Source organism: Herbaspirillum robiniae (assembly GCF_002213415.1).
In the GTDB taxonomy this organism is placed as follows: Bacteria; Pseudomonadota; Gammaproteobacteria; order Burkholderiales; family Burkholderiaceae_D; genus Herbaspirillum; species Herbaspirillum robiniae.
Genome location: NZ_NJGU01000004.1, coordinates 59087 through 82162 on the forward strand (window position 1 = coordinate 59087; position 23076 = coordinate 82162).

A 23076-nucleotide genomic window follows, 5' to 3' on the forward strand; every position below is an offset into this window, starting at 1 on the left:
GAGTGTGATGGATTCGATTTCACGAAGTAGCATTGATGCGCAGGCGGGGCAAATACACGTATGTATTTGGAGGACAGCTGTTCAGGAAGATGCGGAAGTATCTATTGTCCTGCTGCATGATTCGCTTGGTACTGTAGAACTTTGGCGCGACTTTCCTGCACAGCTGTGTGAGCGATTCAAGCTGGCAGTGATGGCCTATGATCGGATCGGCTTTGGTCGGTCCGATCTAAATGCAGTCCGGTTGGGACGCAACTTTATTCGCGACGAGGCACACACTTCTTTGCTATCTTTGCTTGATTGTATCAATGTAGAGAAGGTCATCCTCTTTGGCCACAGCGTCGGCGGCGGCATGGCCATCTCCGCCGCCGCGCAATTCCCCGACCGCATCGCCGCAGTGATCACAGAATCCGCGCAAGCCTTCGTCGAAGACCGCACGCTGGAAGGCATCCGCGCCGCCAAGAAGAACTTTGAAGATCCGGTGCAGCTGGCGCGACTCGCCAAGTATCACGGCAACAACCTGAAGAAAGCGCAGTGGGTGCTCGATGCCTGGACCGAGACCTGGTTGTCGCCGGAGTTTGCGGACTGGTCGCTGAAGGAGGATCTGCGCAAGCTGCAATGCCCGGTACTGGCAATGCATGGCGATCAGGACGAGTTCGGTTCCGAACTGCATCCGAAGATGATCGCCGGCTTGCCGTCAGCTTTTGAAGGGCAAGGGGAGTACGTGATGTTCGAGGGCTGCGGGCATGTGCCGCATCGCGAGAAACCGGAGCTGGTGCTGGAGACGGTGGCCAGGTTTCTTGACAAGCACTTTCCGAAGCGCTGATCCGACAATCGCAGGCGATAAAAAAGGCGGGCATCATGCCCGCCTTTTTTATTTGCTACCGGATGCTTATGCTGCCTTAGCGGCAGCAGCTTGCGCCGCGCGCGCCTGCACGTCGCGATTGAGTCGCCACACCAGCAGCGAGGCCGCCAGCGTGGTGCCGACGATCACGAAGCCCACCACGTCGAAGTTGGCCAGGCGGCCGTCCGGGCCCAGCGTGACGATGTGGCCGGCGATCACCGAGGCGATGCCGCCGGAGAGCTGCTGGATCGACGCGCTGATGGCGTTGAAGGAGCCGCGCTGGGTCTGCGCGGGCACCGTCGACATCAGCGCCTGGAAGGGGATCATGCGCGAGAAGATCCCCAGGAACAGCACCGCGTTGACCAGGATGATCATCGGCACCGTCACCGGGCCCAGGTGGGTGTAGATCAGCACCATGATGATGGACAGGATGGCGCCGAACATGAACACGCGGAACTTGCCGACCTTGTCGGCCGCGCGGCCGATCATCGGGCCGAAGCCGATGGTGCAGATGCCGGTGACCATGTAGACCGTCGGCAGGTGGTGCAGGTCGATGCCCAGGTTGCCCACCAGGTAGGCGCTGGAGAAGGGCATCAGCATGAAGCCGCCGGTCATCAGCAGCGCCGTGGTCGCGAAGGCGACCAGGTAGCGCGGCTCGGTCACGGTGTGCAGCAGGTGGGCGAAGGCGCTGTGCTCCTGCTTCAGTTTCAGGTGCTCGGCCACCGGCTGCATCTTCCACAGCACGGCGATGCCGCCCAGCAGGCCCAGCGCCGCCATGGCGATGAAGGGCACATGCCAGTTCCAGCTGTTGGAGAGATACAGGCCGATCGGGATGCCCAGCACCTGGCTGGCCGCAAACGCGGTCTGGATGATGCCCATCACCCGGCCGCGCAGTTGCAGCGGGAACAGGTCGGTGGCGATCGCCAGCACGATGGAGCCGATCACGCCGCCGAACAGGCCCGTGACGATGCGGGCGATCAGCAGGCTTTCAAAGCTCTGCGCCAGACCGCACCACAGCGTGCCCAGCACGAAGCCGGTGTAGAAGAACAGCAGCAGGCGCTTGCGGTCGAAGCGGTCGGCAAAGCCGGCCGTCAACAGGCCGGAGATGCCGGCGCTGAAGGCGTAGGCCGACACCACCAGGCCGAACTGCTGGGTGCTGATCTTCATGTCGGGCATGATCATCGCGCCCAGCGGCGACATCAGCATGAAGTCGAGGATGACGGCGAACTGCAAAAAGGCCAGCAGGCCGACGACGGTTTTTTGATAGGGCGAGAACTTGGTTGCGGCGGGCGCAACGGCGGTCGGGTTTTCTTTCTGGTTCAAATGAGCTCCTTGGCATTTTTATATCGAGTCTGCGCGTGCGCGCCGGCGTGGAAGCGGCGGGCAGTGGAAGGTCGCGCATCCGCGAGCCGGGATGGCTGCGGTAATGACGGTTGAGAGCCGGGAATATTGTGCCGGAGACCGTTTGTATGGAAAACGGATCGGCGCCAGTGCGGCGGACTGCAAGAATATGCCTGCGCGGCGGCTTGTGCAAGCATCGAATGCTGACGCTTGCCTGACTGGAGGAGATTTGCGGCAGATCAGCTACAGCCTCTGCGGAGATGGCTTGCGCCTGCCCAACATGCTAGCCTCGCAACCGGCATGATGTCTGGTGCCTGCTTGCAGTGATGGGGCTGCTGGTACAAACAGAATGAATAAAAATGGAGGAGGGGAATGAAGACAAGTCTTCGGGTGCTGGTATTGCTGGTCATGTTCATCTTTACATGCGACGCCATGGCCAAGGGCGGATCAAGAGGTGGCCGCAAGAGCGGTGGATCACATAAATCCTATTCGAAGTCTTACGCAAAATCGCCAGCCAAGTCGCACGCGGCGGGTGGTTCAGGCGGATGTGGTTCGCGTGGTGGTCCGGGCTATCGCAAGTCGAACGGGAAGTGCGCTAGCTGGAGATGAGCGGAGCGCTTCCTTTAAAAAAAGCGGCCGCAATGCGGCCGCTTTTTTATGGGGTGGAATCTAAGCTTACTGCTTCAGCAGGCTGCACTTGGATTCGGCCACCGTCGTGAACGCCTGTTCACCCGGGATGGTCTCCAGCAGCTTCAGGTAGTCCCAGGGCTTCTTCGATTCCGCCGGCGACTTGACCTGGTACAGGTACATGTCGTGGATGTTGCGGCCGTCGGCGCGGATGTAGCCCTTGTTGTAGAAGTCGTCGATCTTCATCTTCTTCAGCTGCGCCATGACCTTGGTCGAATCGTCGGTGCCGGCCGCTTCCACCGCCTTCAGGTAGGTGGTGGTGGCCGACCAGGCGGCGGCCTGGTGGGTGCTGGGCATCTTCTTCATCTTCAGGAAGAAGCGGTTGGCGAACTTGCGCGAGGCCTCGTCCTTGTCCCAGTACCAGCTGTCGGTCATCATCAGGCCTTCGGCGTTGGCCAGGCCCAGCGCGTGGATGTCGTTGATCACCATCAGCAGGCCCACCAGCTTCATGGTCTTGGTGATGCCGAACTCCTTGGCCGCCTTGATGGCGTTGACGGTGTCGTCGCCGGCATTGGCCAGGCCCAGGATCTGCGCCTTGGACGCCTGCGCCTGCAGCAGGAAGGACGACATGTCGGAGGCGAACAGCGGATGCTTCACCGAGCCCACCACGGTGCCGCCGTTGGCCTTGACCACGGCGGCGGTGTCGGTGGCCAGCGCGCGGCCGAAGGCGTAGTCGGCTTCCAGGAAGAACCACGACTTGCCGCCCTGTTTGATCACGGCCTGGCCGGTGCCCTTGGCCAGGGCTACGGTGTCGTATTCATAGTGCACGGTGTAGGGCGTGCATTCCTCGTTGGTCAGGCGCGCGCTGCCGGCGCCGATGTTGATGTAGACGCGCTTCTTCTCGGCCATCACCTTGTTCATCGCCAGCGCGGTGGCGGAGTTGACGCCGCCCACCAGCATGTCCAGGCCGCGCTCGTCGGCCCACTCGCGGGCGCGGGTGGCGGCGATGTCGGCCTTGTTCTGGTGGTCGGCCGACATCACTTCGATCGGCTTGCCCAGCACCTTGCCGCCGTAGTCGGCCACCGCCATGCGGATCGCCTCCAGGCCGCCGGCGCCGTCGGTGTCGGCGTAGGGGCCGGACATGTCGGTGATGAAGCCGATGCGCACGACATCGTTCGATACCTGGGCCTGTGCGCCGCCGGCGGCCAGCGTACAGGCCGCGGCCAGCGCGGTCATGGCGAGGCGCAGCGGCGCGCCGCTGCGATGGGGCTTGTTCATGGTGCTGTCTCCTTTTGGTTTTTATCGGCCGCTTTGCGGCGGCTCGCGGGTGATTCCGTCTCTGCCTTGGCCGGCTTATTGTGCGCGCTTTTGCGCCAGCAGTTGCTCGGCGTAGTCCACGCGCACGTCATGCTTGGCCACCATCTGCTGCACCAGCCAGTCCATCTCTTCCGGTTTCGCGCCGGCGGCCAGCGCAATGTTGCGCGCGTGCAGGGCCATGTGGCCGCGCTGTATGCCTTCGGTGGCCAGCGCGCGCAGCGCCGCCATGTTCTGCGCCAGGCCCACGGCCACGGCGATCTCGGCCAGCTCCTGGGCGCTTTGCACCTTGAGGATCTTCAGCGCCGCGCGCGCCGCCGGATGGGTCTTGGTGGCGCCGCCGACCAGGCCGACCGGCATCGGGATCTCCAGCGTGCCCACCAGGTCGCCGTCGGCGGCGATCTCCCAGTGCGTCAGCGAAGTGTAGTGGCCGCCGCGGCTGGCGTAGGCGTGGGCGCCGGCTTCCACCGCGCGCCAGTCGTTGCCGGTGGCGACGATCACCGGGTCGATGCCGTTCATGATGCCCTTGTTGTGGGTGGCGGCGCGGTAGGGGTCGACGGCGGCGAATTCATAAGCGTCGACGATGCCGTTGATGACTTCCTCGCCGCTGTACTGCTCGGTGCCCAGCACCTTGGCCGAGACCTTCACGCGCGCCCGCGCCAGGCGCAGGTCGGCCAGGTTGGAGAGGATGCGCAGGCGAACCTTGCCGCCGGTGACTTTCTCGATATGCGGCGCCACCGCCTCGGCCATGGTGTTGACGGTGTTGGCGCCCATGGCGTCGCGCACGTCGACGATCAGGTGCGTCACCACCATCGCGCCGCGGCGGGTGTTGGGGAAGACGTGTACTTCGATGTCGCGGCAGCCGCCGCCCAGCTTGTTGAGCAACTGGTCGCGGCTGTTGGCGATGTCGAGGATGGCCTGCTTCTCCTTCAGGATCGCCAGGCGCGCGCCGTGCGGGTCGGTGATGCCGATCAGCTGGATCTGCGCGCGCATCAGCGGCGCGCTGCTGGAGGTCTGGAAGCCGCCGCATTCGCGGATCAGCTTGGCCATGAAGGAGGCGGCGGCCACCACCGAGGGTTCTTCCACCGCCATCGGCACCAGCACGTCGCGCCCGTTCAGCTGGAAGTAGCCGGCCACGCCCAGCGGCAGCTCGAAGGTGCCGACCACGTTCTCGATCATGCCGTTGGCGGTGGCCAGCGGCAGCGCGCCGGGCTGGCCGATCAGGGCTTGTTCGGCGGCGTCGAGTCCGGCCAGGCGGGCCACTTCGGCCAGGCGCTGTTCGGGCGTGAAGGAACGGAATCCGGGCAGGCGGGAGTCGGGGGCATTGCTCATGGTGGCTTGTCTCTCTTTATCGTTTTGGGGATGGCCAGCGAGGCCGGAATGAGAGCAGAATACCAAGCGTGTACCAATTCAATTGGGTACAGTTTTCGCCAACAGTGCTGCAACTGTACCCAGGACAATCGCTTTGCGATGCAACAAGAAAAACACAGGAAGAGACCATGGCAACCGAACCCCGCAGCCAGCGCACGCTGACCGGCAAGCTGGTGCAGTTGATCCGCCGCCAGATCGAAGAGGGCGTCTACGCGCCCGGCAGCCGCCTGCCGTCGATCCGCGACATGGCGGCCCAGCACGACTGCGCCAAGAACACCATCGTCAATGTCTTCGACGAACTGACCGCGCTGGGCGTGCTGGAGCCGCGCCGCGGGTCGGGCTTTTTCGTCTGCGCCGCGCCGCCGCAGATCAAGGACGACGATGAAGGCACGCTGAGCCGCGCGATGGACGTGGTGTGGCTCATGCGCGAGCAGTTGAAGAGCGACCCCGGCCACCTGCGCCTGGGTGACGGCTTTCCGCCGCTGGAGTGGTTGAACGACGTGCGCCTGGACAAATTCCACCAGAAGGTGGTGCGCACCGGCATCGGCGCGCTGTTCGGCTACGGCAGCCGCTTCGGCTACCAGCCGCTGCGCCAGCACCTGGCGCACAAACTGGCCCAGCATGGCATCGAGGCGGCCACCGGGCAGATCGTGCTGACCCATGGCGCCAACCAGGCGCTGGACATCGTGATCCGCAACTTCGTGCGCCCCGGCGAGCGCGTGCTGGTCGACGAGCCCGGCTACTACATGCTGTACGGGAAGCTGAAGCTTTCGGGCGCGCGCATCGTCGGCATCCCGCGCCTGCCGGACGGCCCGGACGTCGAGGCGCTGGAGCGCGAGCTCAGGCAGCCGGGCAAGCCGCCGCTGTTCTTCACGCAATCGCTGGCGCACAACCCGACCGCCTCCGACACTTCGCCGCACAAGGCGCACAAGATCCTGCAGCTGGCCGACCGCTACAACGCCGTCATCGTCGAGAACGACGCCTTCGCCGACTTCAAGCCGGCCACCGCCGCGCGCATCGCCACGCTGGACCAGCTGCGCCGCACCATCTACATCGGCAGCTTTTCCAAGTCGGTGTCGGCGGCGCTGCGCGTGGGCTTCATCGCCTGCCATCGCGACCTCGCCAGCGACCTGGCCGACATCAAGATGCTGGTGCACGTCTCCAGCTCCGAGTACTGCGAACGCACGCTGGACGTGATCCTCTCCGACGGCCACTTCAGCCGCCACACGGCGCGCCTGCGCGACCGCCTGACGCAGGCCACCGACCATGCGCGCCATCTGCTGGAGCAGTTGGGCGGCGAGCTGTTCAGCACGCCGCAGCAGTCGATGTACCTGTGGGCGCGCTTCCCGCAGTTCGACGACGCCAAGGAGCTGGCGCAGGGCCTGATGGCGCGCAACATCGTGCTGGCGCCGGGCAGCATCTTCCGGCTCGACACCGAGGAGACGGTGCCCTGGTCACGCTTCAACGTCGGCCTGCTGGCCGACCCGCGCTTTCGCCATGCGATGTCAGAATTGCTAGGCAAAATTTCAACAAGTCCCGCCGCGTGAGCGCATTGTTGCAGCGCGTTTGACGCGATTGCGAAGTAGGGCCGCAATCGCCGTTTGTTCCTCGCTTAGCTTTCTTGTCCGTGCCAGGGCGGCATGCCATAGTGCAATGCTGCGGAGCGCTGCTTGCGACCGTGGAAAAAAGAACAACGACAAGACGTAAAAAATAAACGCGAGGCCACCGGCTCGCGCTATCCGGGACACACGAAATGAACATCATCGGCAACATGAAAATCGGCAAACGCCTGACCCTTGGCTTTGCCCTCATCCTCACCTTTTCCATCGTCATCGCCGGCATCGGCCTGTGGCGCCTCGAGAGCGTCTCGGCCGCCACGCGCGAGATGATGGACGAGCCGCTCAAGACCGAGCGGCTGATGGCCGACTGGTATTCCAACCTGGCTGCCGGCATTCGCCGCACCATCGCCATTGCCAAAAGCAACGACCCGGCGCTGGGCCCGTACTTCGCCGAAGAAGCGGCGGCCTCCTCCAAGAGCTCCGGCGAATACCAGAAGAAGGTGGAGGCGCTGCTGAGTTCGCCTGAAGAGAAGGCGCTGTTCCAGAAGATCAGCGACCAGCGCAAGGTCTATCTCTCCTCGCGTGACGAGATCAACAAGGCCAAGGCCGCCGGCAACGCCGAGGAAGCCACGCGCATCCTCGACAAGGTCTTCGTGCCGGCCTCCAACGCCTACCAGGAAGCGATGCGCCAGCTGGTCGAGCTGCAGCGCAAGGAAATCGACGCCACCGCCAAGGAGATCGATGAGATCGCCGCCAAGAGCCGCACGTTGATCATGGTGCTGGAGGCGCTGATCCTGCTGCTGGGCGTGGTCTGTGCCCGTTACCTGACGCTGGGCATCACCCGTCCGCTGGGCACCGCCGTCGACATCTCGCGCCGCGTGGCCGAGGGCGACCTCTCCAGCGACGTGCAGGTCAAGTCCAGGGACGAAACCGGCCAGCTGCTGCAGTCGCTCAAAGACATGAACGTCAGCCTGCGCGGCATCGTCAGCAACGTGCGCAACGGCACCGACACCATCACCACCGCCTCGGCCGAGATCGCCGCCGGCAACCTCGACCTGTCCTCGCGCACCGAGGAGCAGGCCAGCTCGCTGGAAGAGACCGCCTCGGCGATGGAAGAACTGATCTCCACCGTGCGCCAGAACGCCGACAACGCGCGCCAGGCCAGCCAGTTGGCGGTGTCCGCCTCGGAAGTGGCGGAGCAGGGCGGCGGCGTGGTGAGCCAGGTGGTCGACACCATGGGCGCGATCAACGAGTCCTCCCGGAAGATCGTGGACATCATCAGCGTCATCGACGGCATCGCTTTCCAGACCAACATCCTTGCGCTCAACGCGGCGGTGGAGGCAGCGCGCGCCGGCGAGCAGGGTCGCGGCTTCGCGGTGGTGGCCTCCGAGGTGCGCTCGCTGGCGCAGCGCTCGGCCTCGGCCGCCAAGGAGATCAAGGAACTGATCAACGACTCGGTGGAGAAGGTCGGCAACGGCAGCCGCCTGGTCGAGCAGGCCGGGGCGACCATGAGCGAGGTGGTCAACAGCGTGCGCCGCGTGACCGACATCGTCTCCGAGATCAGCGCCGCCAGCGCCGAGCAGACGACCGGCATCGAACAGGTCAACCACGCCATCACGCAGATGGACCAGGTGACGCAACAGAACGCCGCGCTGGTGGAAGAGGCCGCCGCCGCGGCCGCGTCGATGCAGAACCAGGCCGACACGCTGGCGCGCCTGGTGAGCGTGTTCACGCTGCACGCGGGCGATGCCCCGGCGCGGCGCGAGATCGACATCACGCCGGTGAGTTCCACCCAGCTGCGCGCAAGCTGAAGCGCGGCCGGCAACGCATGACGAATGGCGCCTTCCGGGCGCCATTTTCTTGTGGGCGGCGTCAGTGCTTTGTCAGAGCGGGCAGGCAAGATCTTGAACGCACATTCATGAAGCCGGACATCGGGGAGAGAACATGAAGAAACGGATGAAGGGTTGGCCGGCCTTGCTGCTGGCCGCAGGATTTGCGTCAGGCGCCATGGCCGCGCCCGACGAGGAGATGCTGGGGCGCGACGCCGGCTATCCGGTCGGGAGCAACCTGGCGCAGGCCTACCAGCAGCATTACCTGGTGGGCTCGTTCAGCGCGATGGACAGCATCGCGCCCGCATGCACGCAGGCGCCGTCCGGGCATCCCTTGCCGCTGGAGAAAGCAGCTTCGGAAACCACCATCCGCTATCGCTTTCGCACCGGCTTCTACACGCTGGACGACTACATGCAGCACCAGCGCGCCACCGCGGTGGTGGTGATCAAGGACGGCCGCATCGTCGCCGAGCGCTACAACTATGGCCGCACGGCCGAGATGCGCATGCTCTCCAACTCGATGGCCAAGACCATCGTCGCGCTGGGCATCATGAAGGCGCTGGAGGAGGGCAAGATACGCTCGCTCGACGACCGCGCGCAGGACTACCTGCCGGCGCTGGAAGGCTCGCTCTACGGCGGCACCCGCATCATCAACCTGATGCGCATGGCGTCCGGCGCGCGCTATGTCGAGGACTACACGCCCAACGACGACCGCGCCCGCTTCGGCGGCATCATGCGCAAGCAAGGCGCCTTGCAGGCGGCCAGGAGCATTACCGAGCGGGCCTATCCCGAGGGCGAGCGCTTCAATTACTCGGGCGCCCAGACTACCGTGCTGGGCCTGGTGCTGGAAGCGGCGACCGGGCAGAACCTGTGCGGCTGGATAGGCGAGAAGATCTGGCAGCCGATCGGCGCGGCGGCGGCTGCTTCCTGGCTGCTCAGCCCGGCCGACAAGGAGCCGATCGCCCAGGGTGGCTTCAACGCCACGGTGTACGACTACGCCCGGCTGGGCATGATGCTGGCCAACGACGGCGTCGCCGGCGGGCAGCAGGTGGTGAGCCGCGAGCACCTGCTGGACATGAGCGACCCCGCGCGCCAGCCGCCGGCCTTCCGCCCCGGCACGATGGTGGACAGCCATGGCAGCACCTATTTCGGCTACGGCCTGCAGACCTGGATCATGCCGGGCGATAAGCGCCGCTTCGCCTTGCTGGGCATCTACGGCCAGGCGATCTTCGTCGATCCTGAACAGAAACTGGTGATGGTGCACACCGGTGTCGGCCGCGATGCCGCCGGCGACGCCAGCGGCAATCACTTCGGCCAGGAGCGCGACGCGCTGTGGCGCGGCGTGGTGGCGACCTACGGCAAGTGGTGAGCGCGCGGGCTCAGGAGGCGGCCGCCGGGCGCGCGGCCGGCGGCAATGCCGCGCCGTGTTCCGATGCGGCCTGCGGCGCGCCCTGAGCGGCCGGCGCCGGCCTGAAGAGCACCTCGAACAAGGCGCCGCCCGGCACGTTGGCGGCGCGCAGCTGCCAGCCGTGCGCCTTGGCGATTTCGGCGCAGATCGACAGCCCCAGCCCCGCGCCCTCGTCGCGCCGGTGCGGGCCGCGCCAGAAGCGCTCATACAGGTGCGGCATGGCCTCGGGAGGAATGCCCGGGCCTTCGTCGCGCACCGACAATCCCGACTCATCCGCATGCACCGTCACGGCGCCGCCCTCGGGGCTGTGGTGGATGGCGTTTTCCAGCAGGTTCTTCGACAACACCGACAGCGCGCCCGGATCGGCGTGGATGCGCGCGCGACCGTGGCCGCCGCCGTGCATGTCGGCGGCGATGAAGACCAGGCGCACCCGGCGCCGCTGCGCCAGCCGTTCGAGCTGGGCGCCGGCCTGGGCCAGGATGTCGTAGGGATCGATGTCCTGCATCGCATAGTTCTGGCGCTCGCTGGCCTCGGCCAGGTGCAGCAGCTGGTGGACCTGGCGCGCCATCTGGTCGATGTCCTGCAGCAGCATGGCGTGGTCGCCCGATTCGCTGATGCGGCCGAGCTCGACCTGGCCGCGCATCAGCGCCAGCGGCGTCTTCAGCTCATGGGCGGCGGTGGCGAGGAATTCGCGCTGCTGGCGATAACCTTGTTCGAGCCGGTCCAGCGCCAGGTTGACCGAATGGAACAGCGGCGCCAGCTCGCGCGGCACTTCCTGCAGCGACAGCCGGGTGGAGAGGTTGTCGGTGTCGATCGCGGCGGCGGCGGCCGCTGCACGGCGCAGCGGTTTGAGCAGGCGGTGCAGGGTCAGCACCACCACCACCGAGAACAGCAGCATGGCGGCGATCGAGGCGCCGACGATGATCGAGCGCACGCGCTGGCTGTCGTCGTCCAGCGCGATGCGCTGCAGCCGCTCGCTGCGCATGACCTGCACGTACATGCGGCGCCCCTCATGTTCGAAGCCCTCGGTGATCACCTGCAGCTTTTCGCCGTCCTGGGTCAGCGCGAAGCGCCGCAGCGCCGGATCGAAGTCCGCGCCGGGAAGCGCGTAGGCGGATCGGGCGCGGTCGGAGGACATCAGCACCGTGCCGTCGGTATCGAGCACGCGGTAGACGCAATCCCTGGTCAGCACCTCGTAGGCGGCCAGCATCTTGCGTTTGAGCTGCACTTCGTAGGGGCGGCCGGCGGCGTTGAAGCGCAGGCCGTCGACGACGCGCTCGGCGTTGTTCTCCAGCATGTGCTCCCAGACCAGCTCCGGTCCCCAGCGCAGCACCGCGGCCACCGTGCCGACCACCGCCGCGCCGGCCAGCGCCAGCACGATGGCGGTGACGCCCAGCAAGTGCAGCGACAGGCTGCGCGAACGCGGCATGCAGCTGGCGCGGGCGCTTGCTTCAGGCGGCTGCATCGTGTTCTTTCAGGGCGTAGCCGAGGCCGCGCTGGTTGGCGATCTGCAGGCGCGAGTCGATGCCGCCGAGCTTGCGCCGCAGCCGGTGCAGGGCGACGTCCAGCGCATTGGGCGTGACCGGTTCGGCGATGCCCCAGGCGGCGGCCTCCAGCGCGGTGCGCCGCACCGTGGCGCCGGCCGCGCGCACCAGCACCAGCATCAGCTGCAGTTCGGCGGGAGACAGCGAGATCGACTCCGCGCCACTGATCATGCGGCCCTCGACCGGGTCGATGCGCAGGTCGCCGTGCTGCGGCGCCAGGCTTTGCTGCTGCGGCGCGCGGCGCATCAGGGCGCGCACGCGCGCCACCAGTTCCTCCATCGAGAAGGGTTTGGGCAGGTAGTCGTCGGCGCCCGCTTCGAGGCCGCTGATGCGGTCGTGCAGGGCGTCGCGCGCGGTCAGCATCAGGCAGGGCGTGTCGATGCGCCGCGCACGCAGCTTGCGCACCAGCTCCAGGCCGTCGCCGTCGGGCAGGTTGCGGTCCACCACCAGAGCCGGGTAGCGGATCTGCTCGAGCCCCACGGTGGCCTGCGAGATCGAGTGGTAGACGTCGGTCTCGATGCCGGCGGCCGCGAGCGCGCGGCTGACCAGCGCGGCCATGCGTTCGTGGTCTTCCAGCAGGGCGATGCGGTTCATCATGCGGTCGGCGGCGGGATCAGAAGCGGTAGAGATAGCCGGCGCGCACCGACGGCGAGGTGGAGCGGTCCACCAGCGGGCTGTCGGTGATGCCGGAGCCGTAGCGCGTCATGCGCAGGTCGAGGAAGATCGATTGCGACGGCGTCATGCGGTAGTCGGTGCGCAGGCCGCCGACCAGGTTGGCGGTGGAGCTGCCCTGGTAGAAGGCGCGTTGCGCGGTGACCTCGTTCTGGCGCACGCCGAAGTAGTAGTCCACGTAGTCACTGCTCATCCAGTTCACTCCCAGGTAGGGCGCCAGCGTGAAGTTGCCGGCCTTGAAACGATGCTCGGCCTGCAGCTTCAGGGTTTGTCCATGGCTGTTGCCGGAGGCGTCGGCCAGCCATTCCAGCGACAGGTCGGCCAGCGGATTGCGCCACAGCGCGCTGGCGCCGAGCCAGAAGCCGCCCTTGCGCTTTTCCATGCCGTTCAGGATGGGGGCGTCGCTGCCGTCATAGCCGTCGTCGGCATACTTGGCGCGCAGCGTGAATGCGACCGGCCCGGCCGCGCCCAGCTTGAAGTCGGCGGTGGTGCCCACGAAGCGGAAATACTGGCCATTGTACATAAGCAGCGGCAGCGCCCGGGTCTTGTTGCCGTAGCCGGCATAGGGGCTGCGCTCGGTGCCGACGGCGGCGCCCAGGCCCCAGCGGCTCTCCTGCGCGCCGGCTTCGGCGGCGTCCGTTTGTTGGGCGTGGGCGGCCTGGGAGGCCAGCATCAGGGCCGCGCAGGCCAGCGGGGAAAGGCGGAAAAGCGTGTTGCGCATGGAGACTCCGTATCTAGGGGGGAGGGGAAGACAGCGGATCATCCCCCGGGGAGTCTTACCGGATACTTACCGCGCCGCAGCATGGCGCCGCGCGGGCCATCAGGACGGGAAGCGCTCGATATGCGTCTGGCCGTCGCGGCCCATATAGACCACGTGCCGGCCGCCGATCCAGACCATGTAGCCGACGCAGCCGGCGGCCATCGAGCGGGCCATGAATTCCGGGTACAGCACCTCGCCGCGCTGGGCGCCGCGAATGGCATCCACCAGCGCGCCGGCGTCGAAGCGGGCCGGGATATCCACGGCGGGGGCCGGCAACGTCAGCGTGCGCTGCGCCGGTCCGGCGTAGTAGGTGGTGCGGCGGGCGCGGTAGTCGGCGAAGTAGGATTCGACACCGGCCGCGGCCAGCTCGGCCACGATCTGGCCGAAATGCCTGGCGCCGGACAGGGAGGCTTGCAGGCAGTCGTCGATGATGTCGGCGGTGTGCGGGTTCATGTGGCTCCTCGATGGGGTGTCAGTCGACCGGAACGGTGCGCAGCAGGTGGCGGCGCGCGATGTCGCGCAGGGTGGCGATCAGTTCCTCGCGTTGCGCGGCGGGGAGGTGGCCGAAGAAGTAGGCGTCGTTGTCGTCGGCCAGCCTGGCCAGTCGCGGCACCAGCGCGCGTCCCTGGCGGGTCAGCGTCAGCACTTGGCCGCGCCGGTCGTCGTCGTCGGGCCGGCGCGCCACCAGCTGCCGCTCTTCGAGCCGCGTCACCAGTTTGGATACCGCGCCCTTGGTCATGCCCAGCGCATCGATCAGTTCGCCGGCGCTGGCGCCGTCGCCGTCGAACAGATAGCGCAGCGCCACCCATTCCGATACGGCCACGCCCTCGCGTTCCAGCGCCGCGGCGAAACCGGCCGAGACATGGTTGGAGACGAAGCGCAGCCAGAAGCCGAGATGGCTGTCGAGGCGGCTGGCTTCGGTGTTGGCGCGGCGGGCTGGGCTCATGGCGGGTGTTTCTTCGATTTGGTTTCTTGGGAAACTTTATGTGCGTATTTTAGTTTCTTTGGAAACCAATCTGCAAGCGTTTTCCGCTCGGCCCGATGGCGTTGGAAAAAAGGAGGGCGGGGGAGTGCGAGCCGAGGCTCGCAAGGTCGGGGAGCGTTAAGCGTGAGCGGGCCAGATCAGCCGTGCTGCTTCCAGTACTCCGGCTGCGCATAGGCATGCCGCAGGAAGTCGACGAAGGCGCGGATGCGCAGCGGCAGGTGGCGGCGCTGGGCGAACACCGCGTAGATGGAGGGCGCGGGGGCGGCGAACTTGTCGAGCACGGTGACCAGCTCGCCGGCCTCGATGGCGGCGCCGACTTCCCACATCGAGCGCCACGCCAGGCCGCGCCCGGCCAGCGCCCAGTTGTGCAGCACCTCGCCGTCGTTGCAGACCATGTTGCCGCCGACCTTGAAGACGCTGACCTTGCCGGATTGCTTCAGCGTCCAGCCGCGCTGGCTGCCTTCGCTGCTCATGGCCAGGCAGTTGTGGCGCACCAGGTCGTCCGGCGCCTGCGGCGTGCCGTGGCGGCGCAGGTAGGACGGGGCGGCGACGATCACGCGGTCGTTGTCGGCCAGCTTCACGCTGACCAGGTTGGAGTCGGTCAGCGTGGCGATGCGGATGGCCACGTCGATGCCCTCGCCGATGACGTCGGCGATACGGTCGTTCAGGTTCAGTGTCAGCGTGACGTCGCGGTGCTCGGCCAGGAAGGAGGGCACCAGCGGCGCCACGTGCTGGCGGCCGAAGCCGGCCGGGGCCGAGATCAGCAGGTTGCCGCTGGCGCGCGCGCTGCGCTCGGAGACGGCGGACTCGGCGTCTTCCAGGTCGGCCAGGATGCGCTGGCAGTCTTCCAGGAAGGCCGCGCCTTCGTTGGTCAGCACGATCTTGCGCGTGGTGCGCTGGAGCAACTTCACGCCCAGTCTTTCCTCCAGCGCATCGAGCCGGCGGCCGATCATGGCCGGGGCGATGCCTTCGGCGCGCGCCGCGGCCGACAGGCTGCCGCGGGCGACAACTTCGGCGAAGGTGGAAATCTGCTTGAACTGGTCCATGATGAAGAGGTGGAACGTCCCGGAAATGGCGTGTTTTGATTATCTCTTTACTTGTGACTAAAACGCAAAGATAAATTGATAAAACGTTCCACTCATATTGATTTAGTTTAAATATACTGCGTATATAAAATTGCTGGTGCAATGCGGTAAATGGCCGCGCATCAGGCACAATCCACGAGCCATTTCATTTCTTTTTGAGGAGTCCAGCATGACGCAATTGAAGCTGCCCGCCGGCATGGAAATTTCCGGTGAAATCAAGCCGGGTTACGAGAACATCCTGACCTTCGACGCCCTGTCGCTGGTCGCCAAGCTGTCGCGCGCCTTCGAAGGCCGTCGCCAGGAACTGCTGGCCGCCCGCGTGGAGCGCGTCAAGCGCCTGGACGCCGGCGAACGCCCGGACTTCCTGAAGGAAACCGAATCGGTGCGCACCGGCGACTGGAAGATCGCCCCGATCCCCGAGGCGCTGAAGTGCCGCCGCGTGGAAATCACCGGCCCGGTCGAGCGCAAGATGGTCATCAACGCCTTCAACTCGGGCGCCGACAGCTACATGACCGACTTCGAAGATTCGAACTCGCCGGTGTGGGACAACCAGATCAGCGGCCAGATCAACCTGTTCGACGCGATCCGTCGCACCATCTCGCTGGAATCCAACGGCAAGAGCTACAAGCTCAACGACAAGATCGCCACCCTGGTGGTGCGTCCGCGCGGCTGGCACCTGGACGAGAAGCACGTCACCATCGACGGCAAGCGCATCTCCGGCGGCGTCTTCGACTTCGCGCTGTTCCTGTTCCATAACGCCAAGGAACAGCTGGCGCGCGGCGCCGGTCCGTACTTCTACCTGCCGAAGATGGAGTCGCACCTGGAAGCGCGCCTGTGGAACGACATCTTCGTGATGGCGCAAAACGAGATCGGCCTGCCGCAGGGCACCATCAAGGCCACCGTGCTGATCGAAACCATCACCGCCGCCTTCGAGATGGAAGAAATCCTGTACGAGCTGCGCGAGCACAGCTCGGGCCTGAACGCCGGCCGCTGGGACTACATCTTCTCCTGTATCAAGAAGTTCAAGAACGACAAGGACTTCTGCCTGGCCGACCGCGCCAAGGTCACCATGACCTCGCCGTTCATGCGCGCCTACGCGCTGCTGCTGCTGAAGACCTGTCACAAGCGCGGCGCGCCGGCCATCGGCGGCATGAGCGCGCTGATCCCGATCAAGAACGATCCGGAAAAGAACGCCGTCGCCATGCAGGGCATCATCAACGACAAGCGCCGCGACGCCACCGACGGCTACGACGGCGGCTGGGTTGCGCACCCGGGCCTGGTCGAGGCATCGATGAAGGAATTCGTCGACGTGCTGGGCGACAAGCCCAACCAGTTCGAGAAGCAGCGTCCGGACGTGGACGTGAAGGCGGTCGACCTGCTGAACTTCCAGCCGGAAACCCCGATCACCGAAGCCGGCCTGCGCTACAACATCAACGTCGGCATCCACTACCTGGGCGCCTGGCTGGCCGGCAACGGCTGCGTGCCCATCCACAACCTGATGGAAGATGCGGCCACCGCCGAAATCAGCCGTGCGCAGGTGTGGCAATGGATCCGCAGCGCCAAGGGCAACCTGGAAGACGGCCGCAAGGTCACCGCCGACATGGTGCGCGCGATGATCCCGGAAGAGCTGGCCAAGGTGAAGGAAGTGGCCGGCAACGGCGCCACCTACGACCGCGCCGCCAAGATCTTCGAAGAGATGTCGACGTCCGAGCAGTTCGCTGAATTCCTGACGCTGCCGCTGTACGAAGAGATCTGATCGGTTGATGCGATTGCGCCGGCTGCGGCCGGCTGCAAGACATACCGGGACAATCCCCGCCTCTCGCAAGAGGGCGGGGATTTTTCTTGGGCGGCGAAAAGTGCCGCACGTCAGTCTGCCGGAGGAAGGGCGGTTTTGCTTTCAGCGCGCATCCCGCAGGGATAGCGATGCAATACGTCTATGGTGCGCATCCTCAGCAATGCCAGGCAATGCAGGGCCACTGCGGTCCATATGACGTCGGTGTCGTCGTACCGGGTGTCCGATGCCATGGCCCCTATGTGCTGGCGCTGAAGGCAGCCCTGCAGCTGAACCTGTACAACCTGGCCGACCGCAAGTACGTCGCTTCGCTCAACAACAGCGGTGCGCGCTACATTCCGGGAGCGCCGCGTTCGGCGGTGCTGGCCTTGAACCTGAAGTATTGAAGGGGAGGGGAGTAGAAGACGCAGGCGAGTGAAATCGCACTGGTGTGATGACCTGCCTGCGGTTTGGGTTTGCCCGACAAATTTCGCCTATGCATAGGCGGAAACTGTCGGCGGCAGGCAAAAAAAAATCCCCGACGAATCGGGGATTTTTTTATATCAGCTGATGCTTAGGCAACAGGCTGGATGTTCGAAGCTTGCTTGCCCTTCGGGCCAGTGGTCACTTCGAAGGAAACGCGTTGGTTTTCCTTCAGCGACTTGAAGCCGTTCGACTGAATAGCCGAGAAGTGAGCGAACAGATCTTCGCCGCCTTCATCGGGGGTGATAAAACCAAAACCTTTTGCATCATTGAACCACTTGACGGTACCAGTTGCCATTACGGACTCCTAAATTTAATTGATTGGGGCTTGTCTGCCCGGCTCTTTATCGTTACTCGGGAGGAATGACAGCGATGACCGCACTACCAGCTCGAATCCTAACGACGCGCTGATTATACTCATTAAATTGAGAATGCAAGCTATTTTCAGATGCAAACTTCAATTTAAATATTTAATTATTTTTGCGTGCCCTTTAGATTTCGATTTATGTCGAAAAGTGGTGCATCAATCTGCCTTGAATCCCTTGTCTGGTGCGGCTTTTCAATGTAGGGCATTGTCCTACGAGGCCCTATCGGAAAGTCTCCTACATCAGCGCATCGTCAATTTTTGTGATGGATCAGCACAACGGCTTCCGCCGCGATCCCTTCTTCACGGCCCAGATAACCCAGCTTTTCGTTGGTTTTGGCCTTGATGTTTACTTGCTGGTCGGAAATCCCCAGGTCGGCCGCGACGTTGGCCACCATGGTCGGGATGTGGGGCGCCATCTTGGGCGCTTGCGCGATGATGGTGGCGTCGACGTTGCCCACCGTGTAGCCGGCGGCGGCCAGCCGCTTGCCGGCTTCGCGCAGCAGCGCGCGCGAGTCGGCGCCCTTGAACTGCGGGTCGGTGTCGGGGAAGTGGCGGCCGATGTCGCCCAGCGCGGCAGCGCCGAACAGCGCATCGGTAATGGCGTGCAGCAGGGCGTCGGCGTCGGAGTGGCCGAGCAGGCCTTTCTTGTGCGGGATGTCCACGCCGCCCAGGATCAGCGGGCGGCCTTCGACCAGCGCGTGGCAGTCGTAACCCTGGCCGATACGGAAGGGGAATGCGGTGCTCATGTAGATCAGCCTTTCAGGAAGAATTCGGCCAGCGCGGCGTCCTGCGCCAGCGTGACCTTGAGGTTGCGGGGGCTGCCTTCGACCAGCTTGGGCAGCAGGCCCAGCATTTCGACGGCGCTGGCGTCGTCGGTGATGGCGCCGATGCGGCCCTGTTCGGCCGCCTCGTGCAAGGCCCGGCGCAGCAGCGCGTAGCGGAACATCTGCGGCGTTTGCGCGGCCCACAGCCCGGCGCGGGGAACGGTCTGCTCCGAGCGGCCTTCGGCGCTGGCGCGCTTGAGCGTGTCCACCACCGGCAGCGCCAGCAGTCCGCCGACCTCGTCGTCGGCCAGCGCATCGAGCAACCGGTCGATCAGTTCCGCGTCCAGGCCGGGGCGGGCGGCGTCGTGCACCAGCACCCAGTCGGCGTCGCCGGCGGCGGCGCGCATTTCCACCAGTCCGTTGAAGACGCTTTCCTGGCGGGTGGCGCCGCCTACGCGCAGCACGGTCGCGCGTTGCGCCAGTTCGGGCGTGAGCAGTTCATCGATCCAGCCGTCGCCGGCGCTGACCACGACGAAGGTGTGCGCGATGCGGGGGTGGGCGGCGAAGGTCTCCAGCGCATGGTGCAGCATCGGCTTGCCGGCCACGGCCATGTATTGCTTGGGGATCCTGGCGCCCATGCGGGCGCCGACGCCGGCCGCCGGGATCAGCGCGAAACGCCGCGGCTCGGCGCCAGCGGAAGAAGGGGAGGCCGTTTGGTTCATGCAGTGCGGTTTGGCGAGGCCGGCGCCCCGCAGGGCGGCGGCCTGCAGCGGGGCCATCGTTTATAATGAGAGGCTGAATTTTAATGCCAATCCTGCGCAAGCGGCCGTCATTTTGCAGCCTTGAGCCTGCACTGGGCCGCGTCCCGATACCCGATGTCCTTCGACCTGAAAAAATCCCTTCCCAAGCCCGGCGTGCGTTTCGTGCCTCCCGCAGTGCACGGTTCGGCCGACGCCTGCCTGCTGGCGCAAGCCGCGCTGGCGCTCAAAGCGGAGGGGCGCATGCTGGCGGTGGTGGTGGCCGGCGCCACCGAAGCCCAGCGCCTGCTGTCCGAAATCCCGTGGTTCCAGCCCGACGGCGCCAGGGATGACGAGCAGCTGCGGTTGCGCTGCCACCTGCTGCCCGACTGGGAAACCCTGCCTTACGACGCCTTCTCGCCGCACCAGGACCTGGTGTCGGAGCGCCTGGCCACGCTCTATGAAGTGCAGAACGGCCAGTGCGACCTGCTGATCGTGCCGGCCACCACCGCCTTGCTGCGCATGGCGCCGCCGGAGTTCCTGGCGGCCTATACCTTCTTCTTCAAGAAGGGCGAGAAGCTGGACGAGGGGCGCCTGAAATCGCAGCTGACTCTGGCCGGCTACAGCCATGTCGGCCAGGTGATGTCGCCGGGCGAATACTCGGTGCGCGGCGGCCTGATCGATATCTTCCCGATGGGGTCGGTGGTGCCGTATCGCCTCGACCTGTTCGGCGACACCATCGAGACCATCCGCACCTTTGACGCCGACACCCAGCGTTCGCTCTATCCGGTGCCGGAAGTGCGCCTGCTGCCGGGGCGTGAGTTCCCGATGGACGAGGCCGCGCGCCTGGCCTTCCGCAACCGCTGGCGCGAGGTGTTCGAGGGCGATCCGTCGCGCTCGGCGATCTACAAGGACATCGGCAACGGCATCGCCTCGGCCGGCATCGAGTACTACCTGCCGCTGTTCTTCGAGCAGACCGCGACGCTGTTCCAGTACCTTCCCGAGAGCGCGATGTTTGCGACCGTGGGCGACATTGAACATGCCATCAAGCGCTTCTGGAGCGATACCCGCTCGCGCTGGCAGTTCCTCAACGCCGACCGCGAACGGCCGGTGCTGGAGCCGCATGCGATCTATCTCGACGACGAGGATTTCTTCACGCTGTTGAAGCCGCACGCGCGCTGGGTGCTGAAGACCGACGACGCGCCTTCCGAATTCTCGGCGCCGCTGCCCAACATCGCCGTCAACCGCCGTATCGAAGACCCGCTGGCCAACCTGCGCTCCTTCCTGCTGCAGACAGACCGGCGCGTACTGATCTGCGCCGAGAGCAACGGCCGCCGCGAGACGCTGCAGCAGTACTTCGCCGAGTACGACCTGCATCCGGTGCTGTGCGACGACTGGCAGGGGTTCCTCGCCAGCGGCGAAGCGCTGATGCTGGGCGTGGCGCCGCTGCAGGCCGGCTTCGCGCTGCAGCAGGGTGGGGCCGCGGGGCTGGCCTTCATCACCGAGACCGAGCTCTATGCCGGCACCGGCCGCCGCGTCGGCAGCCGCAAGCAGCAGGCCGCCACCGACGTCGAGTTCATGGTGCGCGACCTGTCGGAGCTGAAGATCGGCGATCCGGTGGTGCACTCCAGCCACGGCATCGGCCGTTACATGGGTTTGATCAGCATGGACCTGGGCGAGGGCGAGACCGAGTTCCTGCACCTGGAATACGCCAAGGAGACCAAGCTCTACGTGCCGGTCTCGCAGCTGCATGTGATCTCGCGCTACTCCGGCGCCTCGCCGGAAGACGCGCCGTTGCACGCGCTCGGTTCCGGCCAGTGGGAAAAGGCCAAGCGCAAAGCTGCCCAGCAGGTACGCGACACCGCCGCCGAACTGCTGAACCTGTACGCGCGCCGGGCGCTGCGCCAGGGCCATGCCTTCCAGTATTCGGCGCACGATTACGAAGCCTTCGCCGACAGCTTCGGCTTTGAAGAAACCGCCGACCAGGCCGCCGCCATCAACGCCGTCATCAAGGACATGACCGGCGGCAAGCCGATGGACCGCCTGATCTGCGGCGACGTCGGCTTCGGCAAGACCGAGGTGGCGCTGCGCGCGGCCTTCGTCGCCGTCATGGGCGGCAAGCAGGTAGCGATCCTGGCGCCCACCACGCTGCTGGCCGAGCAGCACGCGCAGACCTTCGCCGACCGCTTCGCCAACTGGCCGGTGAAGATCGCCGAGCTGTCGCGCTTTCGTACCGGCAAGGAAGTCACGCAAGCCATCAAGGGCCTGGGCGACGGCACCATCGACATCGTCATCGGCACCCACAAGCTGCTCTCCGACGAGGTCAAGTTCTCGCGCCTGGGCCTGGTCATCATCGACGAGGAACACCGCTTCGGCGTGCGCCAGAAGGAGGCCCTGAAGTCGCTGCGCGCCGAGGTCGACGTGCTCACGCTGACCGCCACGCCGATCCCGCGCACGCTGGGCATGGCGCTGGAAGGCCTGCGCGATTTCTCGGTCATCGCCACCGCGCCGCAAAAGCGTCTGGCGATCAAGACCTTCGTGCGCGCCGAGGGCGAGTCCACCATCCGCGAGGCCTGCCTGCGCGAGCTCAAGCGCGGCGGCCAGGTCTACTTCCTGCATAACGAGGTGGAAACCATCGCCAACCGCAAGGCCGCGCTGGAAGCGCTGCTGCCGGAGGCGCGCATCGCCGTCGCGCACGGCCAGATGCACGAGCGCGACCTGGAGAAGGTGATGCGCGATTTCGTCGCGCAACGCTTCAACATTTTGCTGTGCACCACCATCATCGAGACCGGCATCGACGTGCCGACCGCCAACACCATCATCATGCACCGCGCCGACAAGTTCGGCCTGGCGCAGCTGCACCAGCTGCGCGGCCGCGTCGGCCGCTCGCACCACCAGGCCTACGCCTATCTGCTGGTGCAGGACGTGCAGGGCCTGTCCAAGCAGGCGCAGCGCCGGCTGGAGGCGATCCAGCAGATGGAGGAACTGGGCAGCGGCTTCTACCTCGCCATGCACGACCTGGAGATCCGCGGCGCCGGCGAGGTGCTGGGCGACCACCAGTCGGGCGAGATCCATGAGATCGGTTTCCAGATGTATTCCGACATGTTGAACGAAGCGGTCCGCGCGCTGAAGAACGGCAAGGAGCCGGACCTGGCCGCGCCGCTGGCGTCGACTACCGAAATCAACCTGCACGTGCCGGCGCTGTTGCCCAACGACTTCTGCGGCGACGTCCACGAGCGCCTCTCGCTGTACAAGCGTTTCGCCAACTGCGAGAAGCAGGAGGCCATCGACGACCTGCAGGAGGAGCTGATCGACCGCTTCGGCAAGCTGCCCGAGCCGGCGCGCTCGCTGATCGAGACGCATCGCCTGCGCATCTCCGCCAAGCCCCTGGGCATCAGCAAGATCGACGCCCACTCCGAGGCCGCGCTGATGCAGTTCGTGCCCAATCCGCCGATCGACGCCATGCGCATCATCGAGCTGGTGCAGAAGAACCGCCAGGTCAAGCTCAACGGCCAGGACAAGCTGCGCATCACCGCCAACATGCCCGACCTCAACGCCCGCGTGCAGCAGGTCAAGGCGATCATGAAGGCGCTGGGGGCCTGAGCGGGTCCGCATCCA

At 65.6% G+C, this 23076-nt stretch carries 19 protein-coding genes; 7 read left to right on the forward strand and 12 right to left on the reverse strand.

The genetic code is table 11. The features are described 5' to 3' along the window. The first annotated feature begins 7 nt into the window (after positions 1-7). Positions 8-823, forward strand: a complete 816-nt coding sequence (locus tag CEJ42_RS07035) for an alpha/beta fold hydrolase (RefSeq protein ID WP_088750727.1) — start codon at positions 8-10, stop codon at positions 821-823. A gap of 66 nt (positions 824-889) precedes the next feature. Here the strand turns inward: CEJ42_RS07035 and CEJ42_RS07040 are convergent, their stop codons facing one another. From CEJ42_RS07040 to CEJ42_RS07050, 3 genes are all read right to left on the reverse strand, one after another. Further along, positions 890-2164, reverse strand: coding sequence for an MFS transporter (locus CEJ42_RS07040; RefSeq protein WP_088750465.1), 1275 nt, complete (start codon positions 2162-2164; stop codon positions 890-892). A gap of 693 nt (positions 2165-2857) precedes the next feature. Further along, positions 2858-4045 (reverse strand): ABC transporter substrate-binding protein, encoded by a 1188-nt coding sequence (locus tag CEJ42_RS07045; RefSeq protein ID WP_088750729.1) that lies wholly within the window; start codon positions 4043-4045, stop codon positions 2858-2860. A gap of 117 nt (positions 4046-4162) precedes the next feature. Further along, entirely contained in the window at positions 4163-5455 is a 1293-nt protein-coding gene (locus tag CEJ42_RS07050) for a hydroxymethylglutaryl-CoA reductase, degradative (protein WP_088750466.1), read from the reverse strand. A 167-nt stretch (positions 5456-5622) separates the two neighbouring features. Between CEJ42_RS07050 and CEJ42_RS07055 the strand changes: the two genes are divergently transcribed. From CEJ42_RS07055 to CEJ42_RS07065, 3 genes are all read left to right on the forward strand, one after another. After that, on the forward strand, positions 5623-7041 hold the full coding sequence (locus tag CEJ42_RS07055) for an aminotransferase-like domain-containing protein (RefSeq protein ID WP_088750467.1): 1419 nt from the start codon (positions 5623-5625) through the stop codon (positions 7039-7041). 206 nt (positions 7042-7247) lie between these two features. Beyond that, entirely contained in the window at positions 7248-8864 is a 1617-nt protein-coding gene (locus CEJ42_RS07060) for a methyl-accepting chemotaxis protein (protein ID WP_079214426.1), read from the forward strand. A 133-nt stretch (positions 8865-8997) separates the two neighbouring features. Then, positions 8998-10251 carry a serine hydrolase domain-containing protein gene (locus CEJ42_RS07065; protein WP_243397810.1) on the forward strand — a complete coding sequence of 418 codons (1254 nt, stop codon included), beginning with the start codon at positions 8998-9000 and terminating at the stop codon, positions 10249-10251. Between the two features lie 10 nt (positions 10252-10261). Here CEJ42_RS07065 and CEJ42_RS07070 read toward each other — a convergent pair whose 3' ends face one another. The 6 genes from CEJ42_RS07070 to CEJ42_RS07095 form a co-directional block, all read right to left on the reverse strand. After that, positions 10262-11755 carry a sensor histidine kinase gene (locus CEJ42_RS07070; protein ID WP_088750469.1) on the reverse strand — a complete coding sequence of 498 codons (1494 nt, stop codon included), beginning with the start codon at positions 11753-11755 and terminating at the stop codon, positions 10262-10264. Beyond that, the gene (locus CEJ42_RS07075; protein WP_079219028.1) at positions 11742-12428 is read right to left on the reverse strand and encodes a response regulator transcription factor; all 687 of its coding nucleotides are present in this window, start codon (positions 12426-12428) and stop codon (positions 11742-11744) included. The genes CEJ42_RS07070 and CEJ42_RS07075 overlap by 14 nt, the downstream gene beginning before the upstream one ends. A gap of 19 nt (positions 12429-12447) precedes the next feature. Then, entirely contained in the window at positions 12448-13227 is a 780-nt protein-coding gene (locus CEJ42_RS07080) for a MipA/OmpV family protein (RefSeq protein ID WP_088750470.1), read from the reverse strand. 99 nt (positions 13228-13326) lie between these two features. Continuing rightward, a complete protein-coding gene (locus CEJ42_RS07085) occupies positions 13327-13719 on the reverse strand; it encodes a DUF1398 domain-containing protein (RefSeq protein ID WP_088750471.1) in 393 nt (130 codons plus the stop codon). A gap of 19 nt (positions 13720-13738) precedes the next feature. Beyond that, positions 13739-14212, reverse strand: coding sequence for a MarR family winged helix-turn-helix transcriptional regulator (locus CEJ42_RS07090; RefSeq protein WP_088750472.1), 474 nt, complete (start codon positions 14210-14212; stop codon positions 13739-13741). A gap of 176 nt (positions 14213-14388) precedes the next feature. Continuing rightward, the gene (locus CEJ42_RS07095) at positions 14389-15297 is read right to left on the reverse strand and encodes a LysR family transcriptional regulator (RefSeq protein WP_079214432.1); all 909 of its coding nucleotides are present in this window, start codon (positions 15295-15297) and stop codon (positions 14389-14391) included. 208 nt (positions 15298-15505) lie between these two features. Between CEJ42_RS07095 and aceB the strand changes: the two genes are divergently transcribed. Further along, complete coding sequence (aceB, locus tag CEJ42_RS07100; RefSeq protein WP_088750473.1) at positions 15506-17092, forward strand: malate synthase A; 1587 nt, start codon at positions 15506-15508, stop codon at positions 17090-17092. Between the two features lie 278 nt (positions 17093-17370). Continuing rightward, positions 17371-17514 (forward strand): hypothetical protein, encoded by a 144-nt coding sequence (locus CEJ42_RS24975; RefSeq protein WP_165774402.1) that lies wholly within the window; start codon positions 17371-17373, stop codon positions 17512-17514. 167 nt (positions 17515-17681) lie between these two features. Here CEJ42_RS24975 and CEJ42_RS07105 read toward each other — a convergent pair whose 3' ends face one another. The 3 genes from CEJ42_RS07105 to ispD form a co-directional block, all read right to left on the reverse strand. Beyond that, entirely contained in the window at positions 17682-17888 is a 207-nt protein-coding gene (locus CEJ42_RS07105) for a cold-shock protein (protein WP_050468323.1), read from the reverse strand. A gap of 320 nt (positions 17889-18208) precedes the next feature. After that, complete coding sequence (gene ispF / locus CEJ42_RS07110) at positions 18209-18703, reverse strand: 2-C-methyl-D-erythritol 2,4-cyclodiphosphate synthase (RefSeq protein WP_088750474.1); 495 nt, start codon at positions 18701-18703, stop codon at positions 18209-18211. 5 nt (positions 18704-18708) lie between these two features. Beyond that, a complete protein-coding gene (gene ispD / locus CEJ42_RS07115; RefSeq protein WP_088750731.1) occupies positions 18709-19443 on the reverse strand; it encodes a 2-C-methyl-D-erythritol 4-phosphate cytidylyltransferase in 735 nt (244 codons plus the stop codon). 153 nt (positions 19444-19596) lie between these two features. Here ispD and mfd point away from each other — a divergent pair, with 153 nt between their 5' ends. Next, entirely contained in the window at positions 19597-23061 is a 3465-nt protein-coding gene (gene mfd, locus CEJ42_RS07120; RefSeq protein ID WP_088750475.1) for a transcription-repair coupling factor, read from the forward strand. The last annotated feature ends 15 nt before the right edge of the window (positions 23062-23076 follow it).

Excerpts from the sequence above, each read along its gene's own strand:
- CEJ42_RS07035 (WP_088750727.1), top strand. The coding sequence starts at position 8 with ATGGATTCGATTTCACGAAGTAGCATTGATGCGCAGGCGGGGCAAATA.
- CEJ42_RS07045 (WP_088750729.1), bottom strand. The coding sequence starts at position 4,045 with ATGACCGCGCTGGCCGCGGCCTGTACGCTGGCCGCCGGCGGCGCACAG.
- CEJ42_RS07050 (WP_088750466.1), bottom strand. The coding sequence starts at position 5,455 with ATGAGCAATGCCCCCGACTCCCGCCTGCCCGGATTCCGTTCCTTCACG.
- CEJ42_RS07055 (WP_088750467.1), top strand. The coding sequence starts at position 5,623 with ATGGCAACCGAACCCCGCAGCCAGCGCACGCTGACCGGCAAGCTGGTG.
- CEJ42_RS07060 (WP_079214426.1), top strand. The coding sequence starts at position 7,248 with ATGAACATCATCGGCAACATGAAAATCGGCAAACGCCTGACCCTTGGC.
- CEJ42_RS07065 (WP_243397810.1), top strand. The coding sequence starts at position 8,998 with ATGAAGAAACGGATGAAGGGTTGGCCGGCCTTGCTGCTGGCCGCAGGA.
- CEJ42_RS07070 (WP_088750469.1), bottom strand. The coding sequence starts at position 11,755 with ATGCAGCCGCCTGAAGCAAGCGCCCGCGCCAGCTGCATGCCGCGTTCG.
- CEJ42_RS07075 (WP_079219028.1), bottom strand. The coding sequence starts at position 12,428 with ATGAACCGCATCGCCCTGCTGGAAGACCACGAACGCATGGCCGCGCTG.
- CEJ42_RS07080 (WP_088750470.1), bottom strand. The coding sequence starts at position 13,227 with ATGCGCAACACGCTTTTCCGCCTTTCCCCGCTGGCCTGCGCGGCCCTG.
- CEJ42_RS07085 (WP_088750471.1), bottom strand. The coding sequence starts at position 13,719 with ATGAACCCGCACACCGCCGACATCATCGACGACTGCCTGCAAGCCTCC.
- CEJ42_RS07090 (WP_088750472.1), bottom strand. The coding sequence starts at position 14,212 with ATGAGCCCAGCCCGCCGCGCCAACACCGAAGCCAGCCGCCTCGACAGC.
- CEJ42_RS07095 (WP_079214432.1), bottom strand. The coding sequence starts at position 15,297 with ATGGACCAGTTCAAGCAGATTTCCACCTTCGCCGAAGTTGTCGCCCGC.
- aceB (WP_088750473.1), top strand. The coding sequence starts at position 15,506 with ATGACGCAATTGAAGCTGCCCGCCGGCATGGAAATTTCCGGTGAAATC.
- CEJ42_RS07105 (WP_050468323.1), bottom strand. The coding sequence starts at position 17,888 with ATGGCAACTGGTACCGTCAAGTGGTTCAATGATGCAAAAGGTTTTGGT.
- ispF (WP_088750474.1), bottom strand. The coding sequence starts at position 18,703 with ATGAGCACCGCATTCCCCTTCCGTATCGGCCAGGGTTACGACTGCCAC.
- ispD (WP_088750731.1), bottom strand. The coding sequence starts at position 19,443 with ATGAACCAAACGGCCTCCCCTTCTTCCGCTGGCGCCGAGCCGCGGCGT.
- mfd (WP_088750475.1), top strand. The coding sequence starts at position 19,597 with ATGTCCTTCGACCTGAAAAAATCCCTTCCCAAGCCCGGCGTGCGTTTC.